The following is a 20,782-nucleotide window of genomic DNA, read 5'->3' as shown; positions in this document are numbered from 1 at the left end:
GGTCACCCCGCGAAATCGGGAAGAGCCCTCATTATCCACGGGAAAATATTAAAAAGTTGCTTTACAATATATTCTATGAACTCGCCTAAACCTGAATTACCAGAGATAAACAAAGAAGATCGCACACCGCTAGTCGATGTGTTATTGGAAATGCTTGCCTGGCAACAAAAGCAGATTGATGAGTTAGCACAAGAGATACTCAAGCTTAAAGGCGAAACCACAAAGCCTAAAATCAAACCGAGTACAATGGATAAGGAGGGTGCCCCAGGAAGTGATGACTCCTCATCAAAAAGGAAAAAAGGCCCAAGGCGCAGTAAAAAAGGCAACCTCAAAATAGATGAAACCCAAATTATTCAGCCGGATGAAATCCCAGAGGGTTCACGCTTTAAAGGGTATCAGGATCGTGTTATTCAGGATATTACCTTTCAAACTCATAACATTCGTTATCGTTTAGCAGAATATATAACGCCAGAGGGTCTTACGATTTTAGGTCAGCTTCCCGAAGACATTCAGGGAGGTAGCTTTGGTAAAAGCCTTATTGCCTTTATTCTCTATCAATACCATCACCAACATGTCACACAGCCATTACTACTGGAACAAATTCGTGATTTAGGCGTCGATATTTCGAGCGGTAAGCTCAGTTATATACTAACAGAAGATCTGGACGACTTTCATGCCGAAAAAGATGAATTACTGAAGACGGGATTATCCGTTTCTAAATATATTCATACAGATGATACTGGCGCACGGCATAAAGGGCAAAATGGCTATTGCACACATATTGGCAATGATTTTTTTGCCTGGTTCAGTAGTACAGAAAGTAAAAGCAGAATCAATTTTTTAAACTGTCTATCACAAGGCAAAACAACGCTTTATACATTGAACACAGGTGCCATTGAATACATGGCACAAAATAAGCTGTCTGTTGTAATCTTGGCGACACTGGAAAATATCAGTGTCTGCATTAACACGGCACCTGACTGGTGCGAATGGCTGGATCAGCAAGGCATCGTTAAACCTCGGCACAGAAAAATAGTCACGGAAGGTGCTTTGATGGGAGGGCTGCTAGACCAAGGCATTTCCTCTGACTTTTCAATTATCAGTGATGATGCAGGGCAGTTTAACGTCTTTGATCATGCCTTGTGCTGGATCCATGCCGAACGAGTGATTAATCGCCTGATTCCTTTAAATGACAGCCATACCAAGGCAGTAGATGACGCACGCGACCAGCTTTGGTCGATTTACCATGACCTGAAAGCTTATAAACTTAATCCTGTTACCGAACAGGCGAGCAGTATCAGGCAGCGCTTTCAAATCCTATGCAGTACCAAAACCTGTTACGAAACGCTTAACCAGGCCCTCGGGCGAATGGGGAAAAATCAACATGAACTCCTCCGTGTACTCGACAAACCCTACCTCCCACTTCATAACAATTTAAGCGAACGGGATATAAGGGATTACGTCAAGAAACGAAAAATCAGCGGGAGTACACGAAGTGATGCAGGGCGGAAAGCCCGTGATACTTTTGCCAGTCTCAAGAAGACCTGCCGAAAGCACGGCATGTCATTTTGGGGTTATTTAAAAAGTCGCTTACTGAAGTTAGAAGGGATTCCTCCGTTATCGGAAGTCATTCGTGCGGCCGCTGCCAGTGGATAATGAGAAGTTACGTTTTATACCAGTCAACTGTGGTTTCCAGAATACTGGATAGTGAGTTAAGCTTATTATAAACAAGGGTGGTTTTTTCAGAAAAAAGACTTGATTACTCACTCTCCTATGTCATTGTGAAGCTCAACCTCATGCTGTTATCTCAATAAATACGTGTAACTGATATGATAGCCGTTCTAAATATAACAAAAATCAACCAAAATGAATTAACTTTTCAATTTCATGAGAAAAATAACTCATACATTCACATTTAAATTGTTGGCTTTATATGTGCTGAGTTTGCTAAATCATGACAGCGAATTGTGTGTAATCAGGAACTTTTATTATGATTAACAATTCTCAGTTAGCACGCTGGGGAATTCTCCCTTTATGGCTTTTACTGACATTCAGTATCTTCTTGCGTACTCCAACACCTATTGATGAGACACGTTATCTTAGTGTTGCATGGGAAATGTGGTTACGTCAGGATTTTCTGGTTCCCTACCTTAATGGTGAAACCTATAGTCACAAACCGCCATTATTATTTTGGCTTATTCAGTTAAGCTGGAGCCTGTTTGGTGTGAATGAATGGGCTGCACGCCTGGTAGGTCCAGTTTGTGCATTACTCAACTTGTACCTGACGCGTTCATTAGCAAAGCAATTATGGCCTGATAAAGAAAAGGTAGCCTTGCTTGCTCCGTGGATTTTAATTGCTACACTATTGTGGACGCTTTTTGCAACTGCGACTATGTTTGATATATTGCTCAGTAATTGTGTATTACTTGGTATGCTGGGTTTAGTAAATGCTACGCAAGGTAAAGAAGTAAAAGGTTGGTCATTTTTTGCTTTAGCTATTGGGCTTGGGTTATTGGCTAAAGGACCCGTTATTTTTGTGCATTTGTTGCCCGTTGCTTTATTGATGCCCGTATGGATTGAAAAAAATCAGTCAAAAAACTATTCTCGTTGGTATAGCTATCAATTTATCGCTATATTGAGCGGTGCTTTGATCGCTTTAATCTGGGCAATCCCTGCCGCAATACAAGGCGGCGAGGCTTACGCAAATGCGATTTTATGGAGTCAAACGGCTAATAGAGCGGTCACAACGCATATTCATGCACGTCCATTTTGGTGGTATTTTCCCTTTTTACCCTTATTTATATTTCCCTGGGTTGCATGGCCTCGTATGTGGAAGTGTTTAATCGGTTTGCCATGGAAACAGGACACAGGCGTTCGCTTTTGTAGTGTCTGGTTTATCAGTTGCTTGCTGATTTTTTCTCTTATTCAGAGTAAACAAGTACATTATCTTCTGCCCCTGTTACCCGCTTTTAGCTTACTCATCGCTCGCCTTCTAATGAATGCGGAAAAATCCGCTACACTGCTATCTGAATTGGCTTTACCGCTTTGCTTTTGTGCTGTAGGACTGTTCTTAATATTGATGCCTTCAATGACAACATTTGCCAAACTGTCCTGGGTACAAACCATGGATTTTGTTTGGGGTGGAAGTGTTTTAAGCATTGGCTTGGCTTTATTGGGTATAACACTCTATTTCCGCCAGTTATCAATTTTGGCAGTCAGTACCTCCGTTGTGCTTGCAATTGTAATTGGTTTTTTCTGCTTTTTTAACTATACCGGACTTGCATATAACTTAAAACCTGCGGCTGAGAAATTAAAAGACATTCAGGAACACGATATGCCAGTCGCTTACGTGGGAAAGTATCAGGGGCAGTTTCACTTTCTTGGCCGCTTAACTCATGCAATTGAAATCGTAGAAAATGGTCAAGCCCTTAGCTGGGCAAGTGCTCACCCTGATGGCTATTTGATTTCTTTAGAAGAAAAAAAAGCTACTAATGTTAGCTATATCCAGGGCCAACGTGAACGCTGGCTAATTTTTAGAACGGGGCAACAAACACTACAGATGCAAACCAAATAACACAGGTGTTCAACTTATTTTTAATTATTCAATACTGTTTTTTTGCCCGTAAAATAAAATATAAATTACGCGCATAAATGAATAATCCAGATCCCTGTCCAACGATAAATACAGGGTCCTGTTTATGTATTGCATAAATCAGCAAAGTTGTCCCCCCAAAAATACTAAAATACCAGAATAATACTGGTATGACACTTTGTTTAGCTCGTTCGCTTGCTAACCATTGAATCAGGAATCGGGCAGAAAATAGAGCCTGACCTAAAAAACCGATAATTAACCAGCTTGTTTCTTTATCCACGAGTAACCTCAGTTATTTTTGGTAAACTGCTACGTTTTTTTAACCAGACTACACCGAGTAAATCAATAATACCTGCCATTAACCGGTCTAGTGTGCCATATTTTGATTGGCCATGATTACGTGGACGATGATTCACTTTGACAGAAATGACTTGCCCGCCCGTTGCTAATATCATGGCAGGTAGAAAACGATGTATATGATCAAAATAAGGGAGTTGTAAAAATTTATCGCGCAAAAATAGCTTTAAACCACAACCGGTGTCAGGTGTATTATCTTGTAGAATTTTCTGACGAATACTATTAGCAAATCGCGATGAAAATTTACGCCAACCGTTATCATTACGTTTATGACGGAATCCTGCCAGCATCCAGAGTGACTCAGAATTTTCATGCTGCTGTTGTTCTTCGGCAAGTTTGCAGATATCGGCAGGGTCATTCTGCCCATCGCCATCAAGTGTAGCAATCCATGAGTATTGCGCAGCACTGACGCCAGTATGTATTGCACGGCTTTGACCACAACAAACCTGATGGTGAAGTATACGTAATTGAGGATATTTCAGTGCAGCCGTTTTTAATTTTGCTAGTGTTGCATCGCTACTGCCATCATCAACAAAAATCATTTCAAAGGTATATAAAGGTTGAAGTGCTGCAGCAATTTCTGCTATTAACGATTCAATATTCTCTTGTTCATTATGCACTGGAACTACAACTGAGATTTGCATATTAATTTTTATAATAAATAAGTAATTTTCTGTTTATTTCAAGAAAGTTGAAATACTGAGAATAATAGTGGAGGTATCATGAACAATATCGTCGCCAAAAAACTGTGTTAGCTAGAAACAAGCAAACCACATGAAGCGGAATATTGAACGCAGGAGGCTTCTAAAATACAAAACCTGACTTCCCATGAAATAATAACAATGCTTAATCCATTACGTCCACATTTATCTGAGTCGATTCATCAACAAATTATAGTCAATGTTGTCGCGTTCATGACATTGACAAGATAGGGTTGTCTTGACGGACGGAAAAAGGTAGCAGTTATCGCACCGTGCAGTATTTTTTTGAAGGTGCATATAAATATGTCTCAAATTAAGTTGACCACTGATCAAAAATAAGTAAAAGCAGAGTGTTAAAAAGTTTATATTCTGGGAAGCGATGGACGTTGTTGTAACCAAGTATGGGTATCATGTGCATAGTTTAGGGCGTTTTTTTTCTTCACTGTAAAGTCCAGGTTGTGTATAGAGTTTATGCCTTAGTGATATATTCTTGCCTGCTCTCTTAAATTCCGCAAAGGTTGGCCAGTACGCACGGAGTAACAAATACGCTAAAAAGCACAGCACTCTAATCCTAAAGCCACGCCGAAGTAAAGAGGTAAAAACCTTAGACCGCCCAAATGCAGCAAAAAATTCGTGAAATAGTTGAAATTTATTCTTTTTCGGTGGCTAATTGCAATCTCCAATTCGTCAGGCACTGACACTGAGAGATAATGATATCATTGATAAGTTGCTTGATTAATGATGTCTCACTTCAATTTACTTCAAGGCTTACTCAATATATCGGTGTTCTTTAAACCAGAGAAACGAATCACGGTAGGCTTCTTTAACGGGTGTTGGTTTCAAGCCCAGTTCATTTATTGCCCGGGTATGGGTTCCGTATTTTCCGCAATTTAACAGACGAATGGAATGATAGTTAAAGCGCGGATAAACATGGGGGAAAAATTTCCGTTCAATCCAGTCTTTTACGATGGCAATGTTTTGCATGAAAAAGTAGGGATGACCCATCTAGGTTTGCTTACGCCGGTAAATTCTTCCAGCCAGCCCAGTGTTTCATTAATACTGTGTTGTTCACCGGTAAGTAAATAGCGCTCGCCAATAACGCCCTTTTCCATGGCTAGCAGGTGCCCCTGCACTACATCCTGAACAGGTGTGAAATCAAATCCTCCCGGAACTGAGGCACGCATTTTTCCTTGTGCAAATTCAATAATTGTTCTACCGAGCAGAGAAGGCTTAAAGTCCCATGGACCTACAATACCTGATGGATTGACTATCACTGCAGGCAGACCGCGCACAATTTCTTTATAAACTTCGAGTTCTGCAAAGGTTTTAGAAATTTCATAGTCAGTCGTCATTTCATAGGGACTGACTGCCCATTTTTCATTGGATGCGCCATCGGGGTTATTACCTACTGCGCCGAAGGAGCTGCAATGTACGACTTTCTTAACGCCCTGAAGACGACAGGCTTGCATTAAATAGCGAGTACCAAGCACATTAACGTCATACAGTTCTTTGCGGTCGCCGTTACGAATACTGACGAAGGCCGCGAGATGATACACATAATCACAGCCTTTTACGGCTGCGATAAGCGATTGTTTATCTTTTAGGTTGCCGTAGGCATGTTCTACATCCAGCCCTTCTACTTCAATATTACTGCTGTCTTTACGCAAAAGGACACGAACTTCTTCACCTCTTGCTAATAATGCGCGGACTAAATTAGCCCCCAAATGCCCTGTTGCACCGGTTACAAGTGTCGTCATAAAAAATCAAGGGATATTTCGGTAGGGCGGACTTTAGTCCGCAATTTGAGAGTTATAAGGCGGGCTTTAGTCTCCGCCATACCTTAGATCAGCTCAGTTTATAACAGGTTGTTATATACCAAGCTCTTTACTTTCTTCCAGTATTTTGCTTTCTTCTTGCATGCGGTTGTATTCGCTGAGTTCTTTTTTACTCAAGCCAGCACCTGGAAAAATATAGCGTTCTTTAGATTCTAGCTGTTCCTTTTTACGCAATGCTTCGGTGTGTATATATTCATTCCATTTTTTAATACTCAGCTTCTGAAACTCACCGACGATAGGATTGAATTCAAGATGCTGAATATGTGGGTGTCGTTCCTGACCCAGCATTTCTTCTTGCAGAATATACACATCTTCTTTAAGCAGAGGAACAATATAAAAGAAGTTGGCTAAACGAATGACCGTTTTACGTAAAAACTTGGGAACGGGTTTATTGATAAAAGGAATTTCCAGTGGGCCTAGTAAGAACACGAAAAAACAACGCGTAGTACGTTCATCCATGGGTGTCATAAAAAGCCAATGTAAATATTTGTCAGCCGTATTCGAGCCTTGATAGGGGTAGTGATACCATAAGGTCATATCTTCCAGGCCTGCGCCTTTTTTTTCGCCTGCGGTCTTAACGGCACTGCTTTGGCTCATGTCGGTTTCATAATCTACATAGATTATATCGCCTTCATGTCGGGTGCCTAATAAGTGTGGATCAGTAAAGGGTTTAAATTTACGGTGCAAAAAAGCATGGTTAAAGTCACATACATTTTCCAGAATCATGCTGAAATGAGCCTTAAGCGTGAAATCCAGCGGTACAAACTCCCAGGGCTTATCTTGTGTAAGCTGAGGTACTTCGGGGATGGATACTTTATCTGCCAGTGCAGGATCACCAGGAAATACCCAGATTAAGTCATATTTTTCCTGTACCGGGTAAGAATTTATTTTGATATTAGGTAAGCTGTCTTTTGCCTTACCTTTACCTAATTCGTGAGATATACCAGTGCATTTGCCGCATCCATCAAAGCTCCAGCCATGGTATTGACAGGTAATTTCATTGCCTTGAACGATGCCTGAAGTCAATCGTAGTTGGCGATGTGGGCAGCGGTTTTCTATCGCATTGACCTTGCCATCTTCGCCACGATATAAGGCGATAGGGCTTTTCCAGAAAATTACTTCTACAGATTGGCCTTTTTTAAGTTTGGAGCTCATTTCCATGGCATACCAGTAATTACCGCTTTGGCCAACAGATCTTACTTGTTCGCGGCGACTTTTAGGTTGTTCTTCTTCAGTATTCATAATGATCCAAAAAAATAATGTCTTAATATTAATATGGTTATTATAGCAGGAAGTGGGGGTGCTATTTATTAAAAATGGCGATACGAATCATGACTAAAAAACCTTTTATTTTTTGCAATAGACTTGCCTCTGGGCGTATTTTTTCATGACCTGGGAGTGGATGGCCTTTAGCCAATTTGCCTATTTTTTCTTTGACGGCAGGGTCTAGTTTACCTGCAGCAGCCAGTTCGAAAAACAAGGCTTTGGTATTACCTAGATCAAAGAAATCTCGTTGCCATTCCCATTTGTAATCGCCACCATAACGAAACCAGGAGCCGCCTGTGCCTTCTACCATATAATGGGTGCCATCGTCTCTTTTAGCCGGGGACACTTGTGTCCATAAACCGATTACTTCACCTTGTTTTTCATCAATCAGAATTCGGTGGTACGGATATTTCCATTCTTCAAAGCCTTTCATTTGAGCACCAAGCGCCCACTCTTCAATTTGTTTGCGATTGCGTGCGACAAATTCTTCATTTGGTCCGATATTCCAGCGGTATTCAGCATTGTCGGTATACATGGCACCTAAATGCTTAGGCCAGTTACCATCATTTTCGGCTTGGCGATTCGCTTCTAACCAACGTTCTACCATTTCTTCAAGTTCGACTCTTGGGTATGCGGCCATGTTAATTCCCTAATCCTGTATTATTTTTATTGCACTTGTAGGGCAGTATTCTGCTGCCGCTTGTGCTTTTTTGAGTAAAGTATTGTTTGGTGTATCTTGTAATATGCTTAATTTGCCTTTGTCATCAACCTGAAAAATTTCAGGTGCTTCCGCCATGCAGTTTGCATGTCCCTGGCATAAGTCCATATCGATATCTATTTTAAAGCAGTTAAGTTTGGTAACGGTGTTAGCAACAGTGTCCTTGCTTGCAGTGGCTGTTTGCTTGATATTGCCTCGTTTGGTGTAGCGCACCATGCAAGGGGAGCCAGGCTGGACGACCATTTGTTTATAATCGTCTTGATAACTTTCGGGAGTGCCAACCAGTTCAAATTTATAACGGCGTAATAATATCGCATAAATAGCTTTTAGCTGTAACATGGCAAAGGCATTGCCACTGCATTTATGACGTCCTCCTCCGAAAGCGACCCAGCTAAAGGGAATTGCGTCTTCCTGGCGTTCTTTGGTAAAACGTTCCGGATCAAATTTTTCCGGATCAGGAAATATCTCCGGTATACGGTGAGATACACGAGGGGATACGCAGACATATTTACCTGCTTTGATAATATAATCTTTAAATTTCAGATCTTTAGCGACTTTTCGAATCAGAAAAATCAACGGAGGATGCAAACGCAAGACTTCTTTAATCACGCGTTCAAATACTGGGATTTCACGTAAAGACTGAAAGGTGACTTCGCCCTCATGCCCATATAAAGTATCAAATTCTTGCAGCACTTTATCCATATATTTAGGATTTCGTGCAAGTTCAAGTGTAATCCAGGCAGCTGTGCCAGCTGTAGTATGATGTCCGGCAAATAAGGTGCCAATCAGTAAACCGGTAATTTCATGCGGTGAGAGAGGGCTTCCATCGTCATAGCGTACATCAATCAGCATTTGAAAGGCATCATCGCTTTTTTCAGTTTTTTGCGCTCTTTTTTCGATAATAGCGGTTACTAATTCTTGTAAACGCACACGTGCTTTATCTCGACGGCGCAATATAGGAATAGGTAAATAAGGAAAAATAAAGGCTAGCGGGTGCATGCCATTTTCCAGATCATGATAAAGGTGTGCAAACTCCTCATTTAGTTCGTAGCGGAACTCATTACCTAATAAACAGTGACTTGATGTATAAATTGTCAATTGTTTCATAAACTCAAGTATATCAACTTCGCCAGAGTCACCCCAATCTTTAATGGCTTCTTCTACCTCCTGTACGATAACTTTAGAGTAGGTGCGCATGGGCTTGTCGCGTAATACCGGCATCAGCATTTTTAATTGCTGGTCTTTGATATGCGGTGGCGCATCAAAAACCACACCTTTACCAAAAATAGGTGTCATGACTTTGTAGGCTTCATTTTGATCAAGCTGATCATCCGGTGCACGAAAAAATGCTTCATTGCCTTCAGGACCGGTTAGTAATACCATTTGCTGATGAAACAAACGAAACTCCCCAATTTCACCTAGTTTGCTTCTTAATAAGGTCATATAGTCAAATGGATTTTTCCCAAATTTAAGCATATGGCCAATAAGCGGGAGACCGCCTGGCATTTTTTCAGGTTCTTTATTGGTTGGGCTTGGTTGTTCAGTCATAAAAATTTCGCTTACTGGGGATTTGCCGCACTTAAAGTCTATTGTTAATAAGCAATAGACTTTAAGTGCGCCGTTGAGTTTTGAATTATAAATCTTGTCGATTTTACGCTGTGCTTGCATAATGTACAAACTATCTTGTTTAGATACCTGATTAGAGTAATGCGTACTATGGATAATATGCTTATAATAAATAAGGTATTGTTAAAAGTATTTTGCAGGTTCAATTAAAAGAGGTAAGCGATGGATAAGGCATCATTTGAAACAAAGAGAAGAAGAAAGTTTTTAGTGCAATCAGTTATCTGGTATGTGTTTTTAATCTCGTTAACGTATTTTTTACCTGAGGTGATGCTTTTTTACGTTATTTGTGGCGCTTATGATGTAAGCCGTAACGGTAATATCAATGGCAGAGTGTTATATCGATACTTTTTTGGTAATGGCGTGCCGACATGGGCCTTGTCCCCTTTTAATATTTTGATGGATATTGTTACCTTGCCTTATATCAATAAGAAAGTGTATCTGTTACAAGACCTGCCTGATGAGTGTCGGCTGGAAATCAATGAATTATTGGATGTGGTCAAATCTGAAAACGTAGTGGATGAACTGTCTAGTCGGGCAGAGAAAATCAGGAGAAGTATGATTTTCTTCAAGTGGTATGGTAAGAATGTTGATAATTTTTATACTGTTCCTGCATTTCATAAAGACTATAAATATGTCAGAACAATAGGTGTTTCTGTTTTTAATAAAAAAGAATCAACAGATGAGCATTTTGGGCCATTAAGAACAACTTTAAGAGTGCTTTATAATATCAATGATATTAGCAGTCAGGATGCCTATATTAAGGTAGGTAATATAGAGAATCACTGGTGTGAAAGTAAAATGTTCATTTTTGATGATACTTTACAACACCAATCCTTTAATGAAACTGATGAGCCTCGTTATTGTTTGTTTGTCGATATTGTAAGGCCGAGTAAATGTCATTTTGTAATGGATTTATTTGTCAAACTTGTGGCAACTATAATGCAAAAAATGAACCATATATTTTATAGTAGCTGGGTGCCTTTAAAATAAGGCTGTTGTAATTGATGATAAAGACAGTGAACTCTACAAATCTTGCATGCTAAACATATAGATATTCTGTAATCAGTAGCCTGCGACAATCTGTCACGGTATATTATTGAATCGTTCTGTTATTATATAGATAACTCTTGGGAATTTATTTTCCTTCCAAACAAGAGTCATTTGACCATTTAATACGCTTGGTATTTTCTCTACCAGGCGTTTTTTTTTGCCTGAAAGTTATGTTGTTAAGCTGTGGTTAATTTGAAAAATTATAGACAAGTGTATGGTGTATACAACAAGTTAAGAATTTCAGAGCAGTGCGACAATATGTCGCGCGGCAATATGCCACATTTTCAGTTTGCCATTATCTGGATAAGATAGCTGCAACTCTTAATTATACAAATCTTACCTCCAGTATTATTTTTGTTGAGTTTTTAATGCATTTGGCTACCAAACTAGCTAAGTGCATTTTTTTTGCCTGACACTTTTTGCTGTTATTTGTAAAGGGTATTAATTGACATTACACTACTACGCGGTAGAATTATTGGTTAATTTCGATTTAGGCCAGGAAGGCTAGTCTAGTACTTTAGAAAGTACCTTAATAATATTATTTTACAAAAGTAGGAAGCTATTAAATGAGTCATACCTTATATGAAGCAAATGCGCACCGTGTGCATCGTTGCGAATTAGCCGTTCCGGGATCAAATCCAGAAATGTTTGAGAAAGCATTGAAAAGTGGCGTGGATGTTATTTTTCTTGACTTGGAAGATGCAGTTGCACCTGATGACAAGTTGCAAGCACGTAAAAATGTTATTAAAGCAATTAATGAGCTGGATTGGGCGGGGCATGGGATTACTGTTTCCATACGTATCAATGGCTTAGACACGCAATATATGGTGCGTGATATAGTTGACCTTGTGGAGCAGTGCGGTGAAAAAATAGATACAATCCTTATTCCTAAAGTAGGTGTATATAGTGATGTGTATATGGTTGAATCGATGCTGAATCAATTAGAAATGCAACAGGGATTAACTAAAAAAATAGGTATTGAGTGTCTGATTGAAACTGCACTGGGCATGGCAAATGTTGAAGATATTGCCAAGCAGGGAGCTATAGGCGGTCGTTTAGAAGCCCTGCATTTTGGAGTTGCTGACTATGCCGCCTCTAATCGCGCTAGGACAACAAATATTGGTGGTTTAAATCCTGATTACCCAGGCGATCAATGGCACTATGCTATTAGTCGTATGACGGTTGCATGTCGTGCTTATGGCCTACGAGCCATTGATGGGCCTTTTGGTGATTTTAAAGATCCCGAAGGATTTAAAGATGCTGCGAGAAGAGCAGCGGCTATAGGTTGTGAAGGCAAATGGGCTATCCATCCATCGCAAATTGCTCTGGCAAATGATGTATTTACGCCACCAGAATCAGAAGTACAGAAAGCCAAGCGTATTTTGGCGGCATTAAAAGAAGCAGCAGAGCAAGGTAAAGGAGCTGCTGCTTTAGACGGTCGATTAATTGATGCGGCTTCTGAAAAAATGGCAAACAATGTCGTAAGTACGGCTGCTGCTATTGCTGCTAAAGCATAAAGCAAATAGAATTGGAAAAAGGTCGCTTTTGCGGCCTTTTTTTATTGAATCATTAAATAGTTTTTATAGAGGATGCGATGGATATTCATGAGTATCAAGCTAAAGAAATTTTAGCTGGCTACGGTGTAAAAATTGCCGAAGGCGGGCTTGCGTATAGCCCGGAAGATGCAGTGCAACGTGCCCGCGAAATAGGAGGCAATGTCTGGGCGGTAAAGGCGCAAATCCATTCAGGTGCCCGGGGTAAAGCGGGTGGTGTAAAAATTTGTTTTACTCATGATGAGGTTGAGGCCGCGGCTGAGCGTATGCTGGGTAAACGGATGGTAACCCAACAGACCGGTCCAGCGGGTAAAGTATGTTCACGTTTATATATTGAAGCTGGCACAGATATAGCTAAAGAACTGTATTTCAGTTTTTTGGTTGATCGTGCTCACGAACGTATCGTCATGGTTGGTTCTGCTCAAGGCGGAATGGAAATTGAAGATCTGGCTGAGAATAATCCTGATGCGATTAAGAAGATTCATATTGATCCTGCAGTGGGTTTATTAGATTTTCAGGCGCGCAAAATGGCTTTTTCTCTAGGCTTGGAGGCTACGCAAATTAGCCATGCTGTTAAATTTATAACGGGTTGCTACCGTGCCATGCGCGAGCTGGATGCAAATATGCTGGAAATTAACCCATTGGTTGTGACCAAAAGTGGGAAGTTAGTGGCCTTGGATGCAAAAATGGGTTTTGATGATAATGCGCTTTTTCGTCGTCAAAAAGTAGCGGAGCTACGCGACAAGACTCAGGAAGACCCGCGTGAAATGGCGGCCGCTGATCGAGGTTTAAGCTATGTTGGTTTAGATGGTGATATCGGTTGTATGATCAATGGTGCAGGCCTGGCCATGGCGACTATGGATATGATTAAACTGGCTGGAGGAGAACCGGCAAACTTTTTAGACGTGGGTGGCGGAGCATCGCCTGAAAGGACTGAAAAAGCATTTCGTCTGGTTTTGGCCGATGAAGGTGTAAAAGCTATGCTGGTAAATATTTTTGCAGGCATCAATCGCTGTGACTGGATCGCTGAAGGTGTGGTGCAAGCAGTTAAAAAAATAGATTTGCAGATTCCTTTGATTGTACGTTTATCGGGTACCAATGTAGAAGAAGGGCGTAAGATTATTGCTGATAGTGGCTTGCCGATTATTACCGCAACTACTTTAGCTGAAGCAGCTGAAAAAGCTGTGCAGGCACGCAATGAGCAGGTAGCTAAAGAAGGGGCAGCATAATGGCAATTTTAATTGATAAAGAAACACGTATGATTGTGCAGGGTTTTACCGGAAAAATAGGCACTTTCCATGCGCAGGATATGATTAATTATGGCTCTAATGTTGTCGGTGGCATCACGCCAGGTAAGGGAGGTCAAACTCATCTGGGTCGCCCTGTGTTTAACACCGTTAAAGAGTCTGTCCAACAAGTGGGGGCTGAAGCCAGTATTATCTTTGTTCCTCCGGCATTTGCGGCTGATTCCATTATGGAAGCGGCTGATGCTGGTATTAAGTATTGTGTGGCGGTTACAGATGGTATTCCTACGCAAGACATGATGAAGGTTAAACAGTATTTACGCAAATTTCCAAAAGATGAGCGGATGATTCTGACGGGACCTAATTGTGCGGGAACAATAAGTCCTGGAAAATCAATGCTCGGTATTATGCCGGGGCATATTTATATACCGGGTGTAGTCGGCATAGTTGGGCGTTCGGGTACACTGGGTTACGAAGCTGCCGATCAATTGAAAGAACTGGGTATCGGGATTTCTACGTCTGTAGGTATAGGGGGGGATCCGATTAATGGTAGCTCGCATCGTGATATACTTGAATTGTTTGAGCAAGATGATGAAACGCGGGTAGTGATCATGATTGGCGAAATTGGAGGACCCCAGGAAGTTGAAGCGGGTGTTTTTGCTAAAGCATATATGAGTAAGCCTGTTATTGCTTATATTGCTGGCTTGACAGCTCCGAAAGGTCGTCGTATGGGGCATGCAGGCGCGATCATCTCTGAGGCTGGCGAGGGCGCAGCTGAGAAGGTGGAGATGTTACTGGATCTAGGGGTAACGATTGCACCAAACCCATCTTCAATGGGGGAAACAGTTGCTAAAGTGTTGGCCAAATTGTAAAAAGATATGTTTTGCGCTAATAAGCCGTATCTTGCGTCAGAGTAAGATACGGCTTTTTTATTTAAGGTAATGTTTAGAATGCGCACATTTCAGCGTGTGTAGTCTAAGTGAGGGTTAATGCACAATATCAGGTTTCTTTCAGTCATGGATCGAATGATGATGAGTGACTTACTGAAAACGATTTTTTCAGTGTTGCTTGTTTTAGTCGTTATCATTGTTAGCCGAAATTTTATCAAGATACTTAAAATGGCTGTTGATGGGCTGATTTCTACTGAGGCGATCTTGAGTATTTTAGGTTTGAAAATTGTGCTGGCAAGTGCCGCTTTTATAGTTCCTGCCGTATTTGTCAGTGTGTTGATGGTCTTGGGACGTATGTATAGAGATCAGGAAATGTCAGCGTTATCTTCCGCAGGTGCAGGCGTGGGGCGGCTGTATATTGCGGTGTTTAAAACCATTATACCGGTAGTCTTTGCTGCTGCCTGGATGGCCTTGTATGTATCTCCTTGGGCTGCAAGTAAGGTAGAGCGCATTATTTTTGAAGAAAAACAAAATATTGGTGTACGTGCAATAGCTGAAGGGAAGTTCAGTGAATACAATAAAGGAAATTTGATTTTTTATGTAGAGAAAATAACTACTGATAATGTAATGCACGATGTTTTTGTGCAAGATAAACGTGAGAATAAAGTAGGCATTGTAACTGCTGAAAAAGCCGAAGTACGCACCATAAATAACGATCTATATATCGTATTTATAAATGGAGAGCGCGTACAAGGTAATGCAGGCGAAGTGGATTTTGTTTTAGAAACCTTTGCCGAGTATGCCATGCGGCTGGATAGTAGCACGGAAATACAGGAAAATCCCATTACCGGGATTGATACCACCAAATTGTTGCAAACACAGGACTTAAAAGAGTTGAGCGAGCTGCATCACCGTTTATCTGTTCCCTTTAGTATTATCGTACTTGCTATTATGGCCGTGCCGTTGGCTCAAGTCAGTCCGCGCAGTGGCGTGTATGGCAATCTGGCGGCTGCTTTTCTGATTTATTTCAGCTTTGCTAATTTCGAGAAAGTGAGTGGCAGTTGGATGGTAAATGGTGAAATACCAGTATGGTTAGGTTTTTGGGGCGTATATTTCCTTGCTGTTTTGTTTATTGTAATTTTATTAGTCAGGTTATATGGCCTGGCCTGGGTAATATTGCAGTTAAAAGGTAAGTTAGTATGAATGCATTAGATCGTTATATTATAAAGGAGGTATTAAAAGGTACGTTAATATCTTTGTTAATGCTCTATGCCTTGTTTAACCTGTTTTCATTAAAGGATGAATTAAATTATCGCGGGGTTGGCGATTACGATTTAAAGCATATCTTAATGTATCTGGGATTAATGATCCCGCATTATTTGTATGAATTAATGCCTTCTGCAGCCTTGTTAGGCAGTCTCTTTATTCTGGGAGGCATGGCTAATCACCGCGAGCTATTAGCTATGAGGGTTTCGGGTGTGTCGGTGTTTGGTATCATTCGTTCAGTTATGATAGCCGGTATGATTTTAGTGGTTTTTTCCTTTTTGATTGGTGAGCTTATAGCGCCTGATGCAGAAAAAAAGGCGAAAATCTTACGTAGTTTCGCAAAAACACATTTGCCGGTTGCCAGGACTGTACAAGGCTTATGGTTAAGGGATGGCAATCAATTTATTTATGTACGCGATATTTATACTGAAGGGGATATTGCCAATATTAATATTTATGAATTAGATGATGAGCGACATCTGCAGAAATTAACTTATGCCAAGCGAGGACGTTATCTTGAGAAACAGCAATGGTTACTAAAGGAAGTCAAAACTTCAGCAATCTCTGCGCAGGGCATTAAGTCAGAACCAGTTAATGAAAGTGTTTGGTCTTCGGTTATTGATCCAGAGGTGGTTGATGTGGTGGTTGTCGAGCCAGAGAATATGTCATTGAGTGACCTTTCAAATTATATCGATTTTTTAAAAGAGAACAAACAAGATTCAGCCAAATATGAATTAGCCTTTTGGGCCAGATTAATTAATCCCTTTATTATCCTGGTTATGTTGCTGGTTTCTGCGCCTTTTGTTGTTGGGGTTGGCCGTGGAATTTCTTTAGGTCCTAGAATGATGCTAGGTATTTTAATTGGGATGAGTTTTAATATTATTGATAATGCGGCTGGACAAATGGGCATTGTTTATGGCTTAAACCCGTTATTTGTTGCAGTATTGCCGAGTTGTATTATTTTGCTAGGTGCGTTTTATGCGATTAGCAGGCTGCGTTAAAGTTACAATGTATTTTATCAGTCCTGGGTCGTGTTAGAACCAGCCTGTATGGCTATTTGTCTATCGAAATGATATGAGACTTAGAACTGAGGTCCTGCCAGGTCATCCGGTCTTTTTGCCATAGGCACCAGAAAATACCTAAGCCAAAGACCAGCCAGGAAGCGCAGGCAGTAATATAGCGTATAAAGGCTTGTTTCCAGTTTATATCTGCATGCTCATGGTTGACTAGGCGTAACCTCCATGCACGTAACCCAAGTGTTTGTCCTCCATGGGTCCAGAACCAGCCATAAAATATAAAGCTGACAAATAACAGATATAAAGGGAAAACAAAGCGCGACTGAATTGCTTCGCCCTGATTAAAAGGGAGTATTATTGCAGTGGCAAAAAAGAACAATGCAATGATCAGAATAAGATCATAAAAAATGGCTGCAATATAACGAAAAAAACCTGGCTTTGCAGGGGATGCAAATAAGCCAGGTTTTTTAGACTGTTTAGCCAATTAATTTTTGAAGATCGCTAGTTTCTGACCCAGGAAAAGGCAATAGGCAATTAAAAGAGCGAACATGCCTAAGGCAAATATAAAAGGCGGCTTATGGAAAAGCAGAATAAAAAGGTCAGATAACACTAGGGCCGATAGAAAAGGTTTATCTAGTAGAGCGTCAAAAAATTTTTTAAGCATTGTTCCCCCTGGTTTTGAACCCACTTACATAAGGCTTGGGAGCTTGAAGTGAGTGATAAAAGTTGATTTTTAAGATTAATTTCATATCAACTGCTGATTCTACTATATAATTTGTTTTTATTGTAAAAAATAATACTTAGAGTACACGTGTTTTTTTAATTTATTGAGACAAAAAAATACCTTATCTACAGCAAAGTTTTTTTGTTTTACATAATAGTGCTAAACAGCGCATATACTATAATAATAATAAGTCTTGATAGAAGATTTTAGCAGTCAAATAATGCTTCTTGATTAAGATAATAAAGGAAGAGAAAAATTTTAAGTTTTTTTAAAAGATTAATAAATAAAGCGCAAAACGTGAATCTGCATGACGTTGGACCTTCATCGGAGGTGCAAATTACGCAGGGTTTAGAACCGGTAATTTATACACGCTCCGAACATAATATCTCGCGCAGCCAAATCAGTAGCAATGCCTTGAAAGTATTGTATCGTCTGAAAAATGAAGGCTATGATGCTTATTTAGTGGGTGGTTGTGTCAGAGACTTGTTGCTAGGGCGTGAACCAAAAGATTTTGATGTCGCGACCAATGCGAGCCCGGAACAGGTAAAACGGGCTTTTCGTAATTGTCGGTTAATAGGCAGGCGCTTCCGGTTGGCTCATGTGTTTTATGGTCAAGAGATTATTGAAGTTGCTACATTTCGAGCTTCGAGTGATGAAGAACAGGGTTTGCAAAAAGTTGATCAGGATGGTCGTTTATTACGTGATAACAATTACGGCACTATAGAAGAAGATGTGGTTCGTCGTGACTTTACCGTTAATGCGCTTTATTACAATATCAAGGATTTTTCCATTGTTGATTATGTAGGCGGAATGGATGATCATCGTGCCGGAATGATGCGCTTGATTGGAGATCCGGAGACACGTTATCGAGAAGATCCTGTAAGAATGATTCGGCTGGTACGTTTTGCTGTAAAACTGGGTTTTTCAATCAATGCAGAATGCGAAAAGCCTATTTTTCAGTTAGCTGATTTATTGGCTAATATTCCTGCTGCAAGATTGCAAGATGAGGCCTTAAAATTATTTTTATCCGGCTATGCAGTAGAAACGTTTGAAATGCTGCGTCATTATGGTTTATTTGCCCATTTGTATCCTGCTGCTGAAACGAGTTTGTGTAGCGAAGAACAGGGTTTTCCCAAGCTTTTTATTGCTAAGGCTCTGGTCAATACAGATAAACGTATTGCCGAAGGCAAAAGTATTGCACCCTTTTTTCTTATTTCTACTTTTTTATGGGATGCCGTTAAAAATCAGGCTAATATAAATCTGGCTGAAGGTATGTCAGAATCAATTGCATTTCAACAGGCATCCAGTCAGGTTATTTCCCAGCAATTGAAAAGTACCGCTTTTCCTAAATATATTGGAATGGCGATGCGTGATATCTGGGGTCTGCAAGCTCGTTTTAGTAATCGTAGTGGCACGCGAGCCTATCGCCTGCTAGGCCATCCAAAATTTAGGGCGGCTTATGATTTTTTGCTATTACGTGCCGAAACCGGTGGAGCGGAACCGGAGCTCGCCAGCTGGTGGGCCGATTTTCAGATTGCATCAGAAGTTCAACAAAAAAAGATGATCGCCAGCATTAGTAAAACTTCACCCAAAAAACGCAGACGTAGACGCAAGCCAACTGTAAAAAACCAACAGCATGACTAAGGAAATCGCCTATATAGGCTTAGGCAGTAATCTAGCGGCGCCCGAAGCCCAGATACATACTGCACGACAAGCTATTTCAAGTCTGGAGGGAGTATCAGAGCATGCTTTTTCCAGTTTATATCGCAGCCCCCCCATGGGACCAAAGGACCAGCCGGATTATGTCAATGCCGTGATGGCCATAGAGACAGATTTGTCTGCTATAGCGTTATTGCGCAACTTGCAGCAAATAGAGCTGGACCACGGGCGTGTACGTAAAGATGAACGCTGGGGAGCAAGAACGCTGGATCTGGATATATTGCTGTATGGCCAGAGTATTATTAATCAGCCTGATTTAATAGTGCCGCATTATGGTCTGGCAGAGCGCGCCTTTGTTTTGTATCCTTTACAGGAAATTGCTCCTGTACTTGAGATACCGGGGCGAGGGAAAATATCTGATTTAGTCGCCTCCTGCCCTTTAGGTGGCTTAGTGAGACTGTTCTGATGAGTCAATATTCAACAGTTTCCAGGGCTAAGATAAAAACCATAGCTGACTTGCAGCAGATGAAGCAAGCAGGGCAAAAAATAACCAGTTTAACGGCTTATGACGCCAGTTTTACCGCGCTGCTAGATCAGGCTGGTGTTGACATTCTGCTTGTGGGCGATTCTTTAGGCATGGTTGTACAGGGTCATGCCAGTACTTTGCCGGTGAATATGCAGGATATGCTCTATCATACCCAAATAGTAAGCCGTGGCCGCCAGCAGGCATTTATTATTGCCGATTTGCCTTTTATGAGTAGCGCAACACCATTGCAGGCAGCTGAAAATGCAGCGCTATTAATTCAGCAAGGTGGCGCGCAAATGGTCAAGCTGGAAGGGGCGAAAATTGAAGCTATAGAATTTATGGTGCAACAAGGTATTCCTGTTTGTGCGCATTTAGGTTTATTGCCACAGTCAATTTATCAGTTAGGTAAATATACCGTGCAGGGTAAACTGGAAAAAGATGCAGCAAAGATATTGGCAGATGCTGTAAAGGTTGAACAGGCTGGCGCGCAAATGTTAATAGTGGAGTGCATCCCGGCTTCATTGGCAGAGCAAATTAGCGAACAACTCTTGATCCCGGTTATAGGGATAGGTGCTGGAGTGCATTGTGATGGTCAGGTGCTGGTATTATACGATATGTTGGATATCAGTTTAGGCAGAAAACCACGTTTTAGTAAAAATTATATGCAACAATCAGGCTCTATACTTGAAGCAATTCAGTCTTATGTGGCCGAAGTAAGGGAGCAAAAATTTCCTGCCCAAGAACACAGTTTCTAATATG

The 20,782-nt window shown here is 40.8% G+C and carries 19 protein-coding genes; 11 read left to right on the top strand and 8 right to left on the bottom strand.

What is annotated here, in order from left to right; all coding sequences use genetic code 11:
* Positions 1 to 75 precede the first annotated feature (75 nt).
* Both AU255_RS17405 and AU255_RS17400 read left to right on the top strand, forming a co-directional pair.
* Entirely contained in the window at positions 76 to 1,656 is a 1,581-nt protein-coding gene (locus AU255_RS17405) for an IS66 family transposase (protein WP_080520980.1), read from the top strand.
* A 334-nt stretch (positions 1,657 to 1,990) separates the two neighbouring features.
* Positions 1,991 to 3,574 carry an ArnT family glycosyltransferase gene (locus tag AU255_RS17400; protein WP_080524149.1) on the top strand — a complete coding sequence of 528 codons (1,584 nt, stop codon included), beginning with the start codon at positions 1,991 to 1,993 and terminating at the stop codon, positions 3,572 to 3,574.
* A gap of 28 nt (positions 3,575 to 3,602) precedes the next feature.
* On the opposite strand, the gene AU255_RS17395 is transcribed toward AU255_RS17400, so the two are convergent.
* The 7 genes from AU255_RS17395 to AU255_RS17370 form a co-directional block, all read right to left on the bottom strand.
* Complete coding sequence (locus tag AU255_RS17395; protein WP_080524148.1) at positions 3,603 to 3,872, bottom strand: lipid-A-disaccharide synthase N-terminal domain-containing protein; 270 nt, start codon at positions 3,870 to 3,872, stop codon at positions 3,603 to 3,605.
* Positions 3,865 to 4,593: a glycosyltransferase family 2 protein gene (locus AU255_RS17390; RefSeq protein WP_080524147.1), complete on the bottom strand. Its 729-nt coding sequence runs from the start codon at positions 4,591 to 4,593 to the stop codon at positions 3,865 to 3,867. Before AU255_RS17390 ends, AU255_RS17395 begins: the two co-directional genes overlap by 8 nt.
* An 825-nt stretch (positions 4,594 to 5,418) precedes the next feature.
* Positions 5,419 to 5,634, bottom strand: a complete 216-nt coding sequence (locus AU255_RS20935) for a hypothetical protein (RefSeq protein WP_233144727.1) — start codon at positions 5,632 to 5,634, stop codon at positions 5,419 to 5,421.
* Positions 5,613 to 6,407, bottom strand: a complete 795-nt coding sequence (locus AU255_RS17385) for an SDR family oxidoreductase (protein WP_233144726.1) — start codon at positions 6,405 to 6,407, stop codon at positions 5,613 to 5,615. Before AU255_RS17385 ends, AU255_RS20935 begins: the two co-directional genes overlap by 22 nt.
* Before the next feature lie 111 nt (positions 6,408 to 6,518).
* On the bottom strand, positions 6,519 to 7,727 hold the full coding sequence (locus AU255_RS17380) for a Rieske 2Fe-2S domain-containing protein (RefSeq protein ID WP_080524146.1): 1,209 nt from the start codon (positions 7,725 to 7,727) through the stop codon (positions 6,519 to 6,521).
* A 61-nt stretch (positions 7,728 to 7,788) separates the two neighbouring features.
* Positions 7,789 to 8,391, bottom strand: a complete 603-nt coding sequence (locus AU255_RS17375) for a hypothetical protein (protein WP_080524145.1) — start codon at positions 8,389 to 8,391, stop codon at positions 7,789 to 7,791.
* Positions 8,392 to 8,400: 9 nt separating this feature from the next.
* Positions 8,401 to 10,017 (bottom strand): cytochrome P450, encoded by a 1,617-nt coding sequence (locus tag AU255_RS17370; RefSeq protein ID WP_080524201.1) that lies wholly within the window; start codon positions 10,015 to 10,017, stop codon positions 8,401 to 8,403.
* Between the two features lie 240 nt (positions 10,018 to 10,257).
* Here AU255_RS17370 and AU255_RS17365 point away from each other — a divergent pair, with 240 nt between their 5' ends.
* From AU255_RS17365 to lptG, 6 genes are all read left to right on the top strand, one after another.
* On the top strand, positions 10,258 to 11,085 hold the full coding sequence (locus AU255_RS17365; RefSeq protein WP_080524144.1) for an aspartyl/asparaginyl beta-hydroxylase domain-containing protein: 828 nt from the start codon (positions 10,258 to 10,260) through the stop codon (positions 11,083 to 11,085).
* 626 nt (positions 11,086 to 11,711) lie between these two features.
* Complete coding sequence (locus AU255_RS17360) at positions 11,712 to 12,662, top strand: HpcH/HpaI aldolase/citrate lyase family protein (protein ID WP_080524143.1); 951 nt, start codon at positions 11,712 to 11,714, stop codon at positions 12,660 to 12,662.
* 77 nt (positions 12,663 to 12,739) lie between these two features.
* Positions 12,740 to 13,927 carry a malate--CoA ligase subunit beta gene (locus AU255_RS17355; RefSeq protein WP_080524142.1) on the top strand — a complete coding sequence of 396 codons (1,188 nt, stop codon included), beginning with the start codon at positions 12,740 to 12,742 and terminating at the stop codon, positions 13,925 to 13,927.
* The gene (gene sucD, locus AU255_RS17350; RefSeq protein WP_080524141.1) at positions 13,927 to 14,814 is read left to right on the top strand and encodes a succinate--CoA ligase subunit alpha; all 888 of its coding nucleotides are present in this window, start codon (positions 13,927 to 13,929) and stop codon (positions 14,812 to 14,814) included. The genes AU255_RS17355 and sucD overlap by 1 nt, the downstream gene beginning before the upstream one ends.
* A 117-nt stretch (positions 14,815 to 14,931) precedes the next feature.
* Positions 14,932 to 16,035: an LPS export ABC transporter permease LptF gene (gene lptF, locus AU255_RS17345; RefSeq protein ID WP_080524140.1), complete on the top strand. Its 1,104-nt coding sequence runs from the start codon at positions 14,932 to 14,934 to the stop codon at positions 16,033 to 16,035.
* Positions 16,032 to 17,099, top strand: a complete 1,068-nt coding sequence (lptG, locus tag AU255_RS17340) for an LPS export ABC transporter permease LptG (RefSeq protein ID WP_080524139.1) — start codon at positions 16,032 to 16,034, stop codon at positions 17,097 to 17,099. Before lptF ends, lptG begins: the two co-directional genes overlap by 4 nt.
* A 52-nt stretch (positions 17,100 to 17,151) precedes the next feature.
* Here lptG and AU255_RS17335 read toward each other — a convergent pair whose 3' ends face one another.
* Positions 17,152 to 17,598 carry an RDD family protein gene (locus tag AU255_RS17335; protein ID WP_233144725.1) on the bottom strand — a complete coding sequence of 149 codons (447 nt, stop codon included), beginning with the start codon at positions 17,596 to 17,598 and terminating at the stop codon, positions 17,152 to 17,154.
* 543 nt (positions 17,599 to 18,141) lie between these two features.
* Between AU255_RS17335 and pcnB the strand changes: the two genes are divergently transcribed.
* Genes pcnB through panB form a run of 3 tightly spaced genes read left to right on the top strand, consistent with a single transcriptional unit; the run spans position 18,142 to position 20,778 of the window.
* Positions 18,142 to 19,482, top strand: a complete 1,341-nt coding sequence (gene pcnB / locus AU255_RS17325; RefSeq protein ID WP_233144734.1) for a polynucleotide adenylyltransferase PcnB — start codon at positions 18,142 to 18,144, stop codon at positions 19,480 to 19,482.
* Positions 19,475 to 19,963 (top strand): 2-amino-4-hydroxy-6-hydroxymethyldihydropteridine diphosphokinase, encoded by a 489-nt coding sequence (gene folK, locus AU255_RS17320; protein WP_080524136.1) that lies wholly within the window; start codon positions 19,475 to 19,477, stop codon positions 19,961 to 19,963. The genes pcnB and folK overlap by 8 nt, the downstream gene beginning before the upstream one ends.
* Positions 19,963 to 20,778, top strand: a complete 816-nt coding sequence (gene panB, locus AU255_RS17315) for a 3-methyl-2-oxobutanoate hydroxymethyltransferase (RefSeq protein ID WP_080524135.1) — start codon at positions 19,963 to 19,965, stop codon at positions 20,776 to 20,778. The genes folK and panB overlap by 1 nt, the downstream gene beginning before the upstream one ends.
* Positions 20,779 to 20,782: the final 4 nt, after the last annotated feature.

The organism is Methyloprofundus sedimenti, assembly GCF_002072955.1.
GTDB classification, from domain to species: Bacteria; Pseudomonadota; Gammaproteobacteria; order Methylococcales; family Methylomonadaceae; genus Methyloprofundus; species Methyloprofundus sedimenti.
Note: the sequence above shows the minus strand (reverse complement) of the source record. Positions and strands in the feature narration are given on the sequence as shown.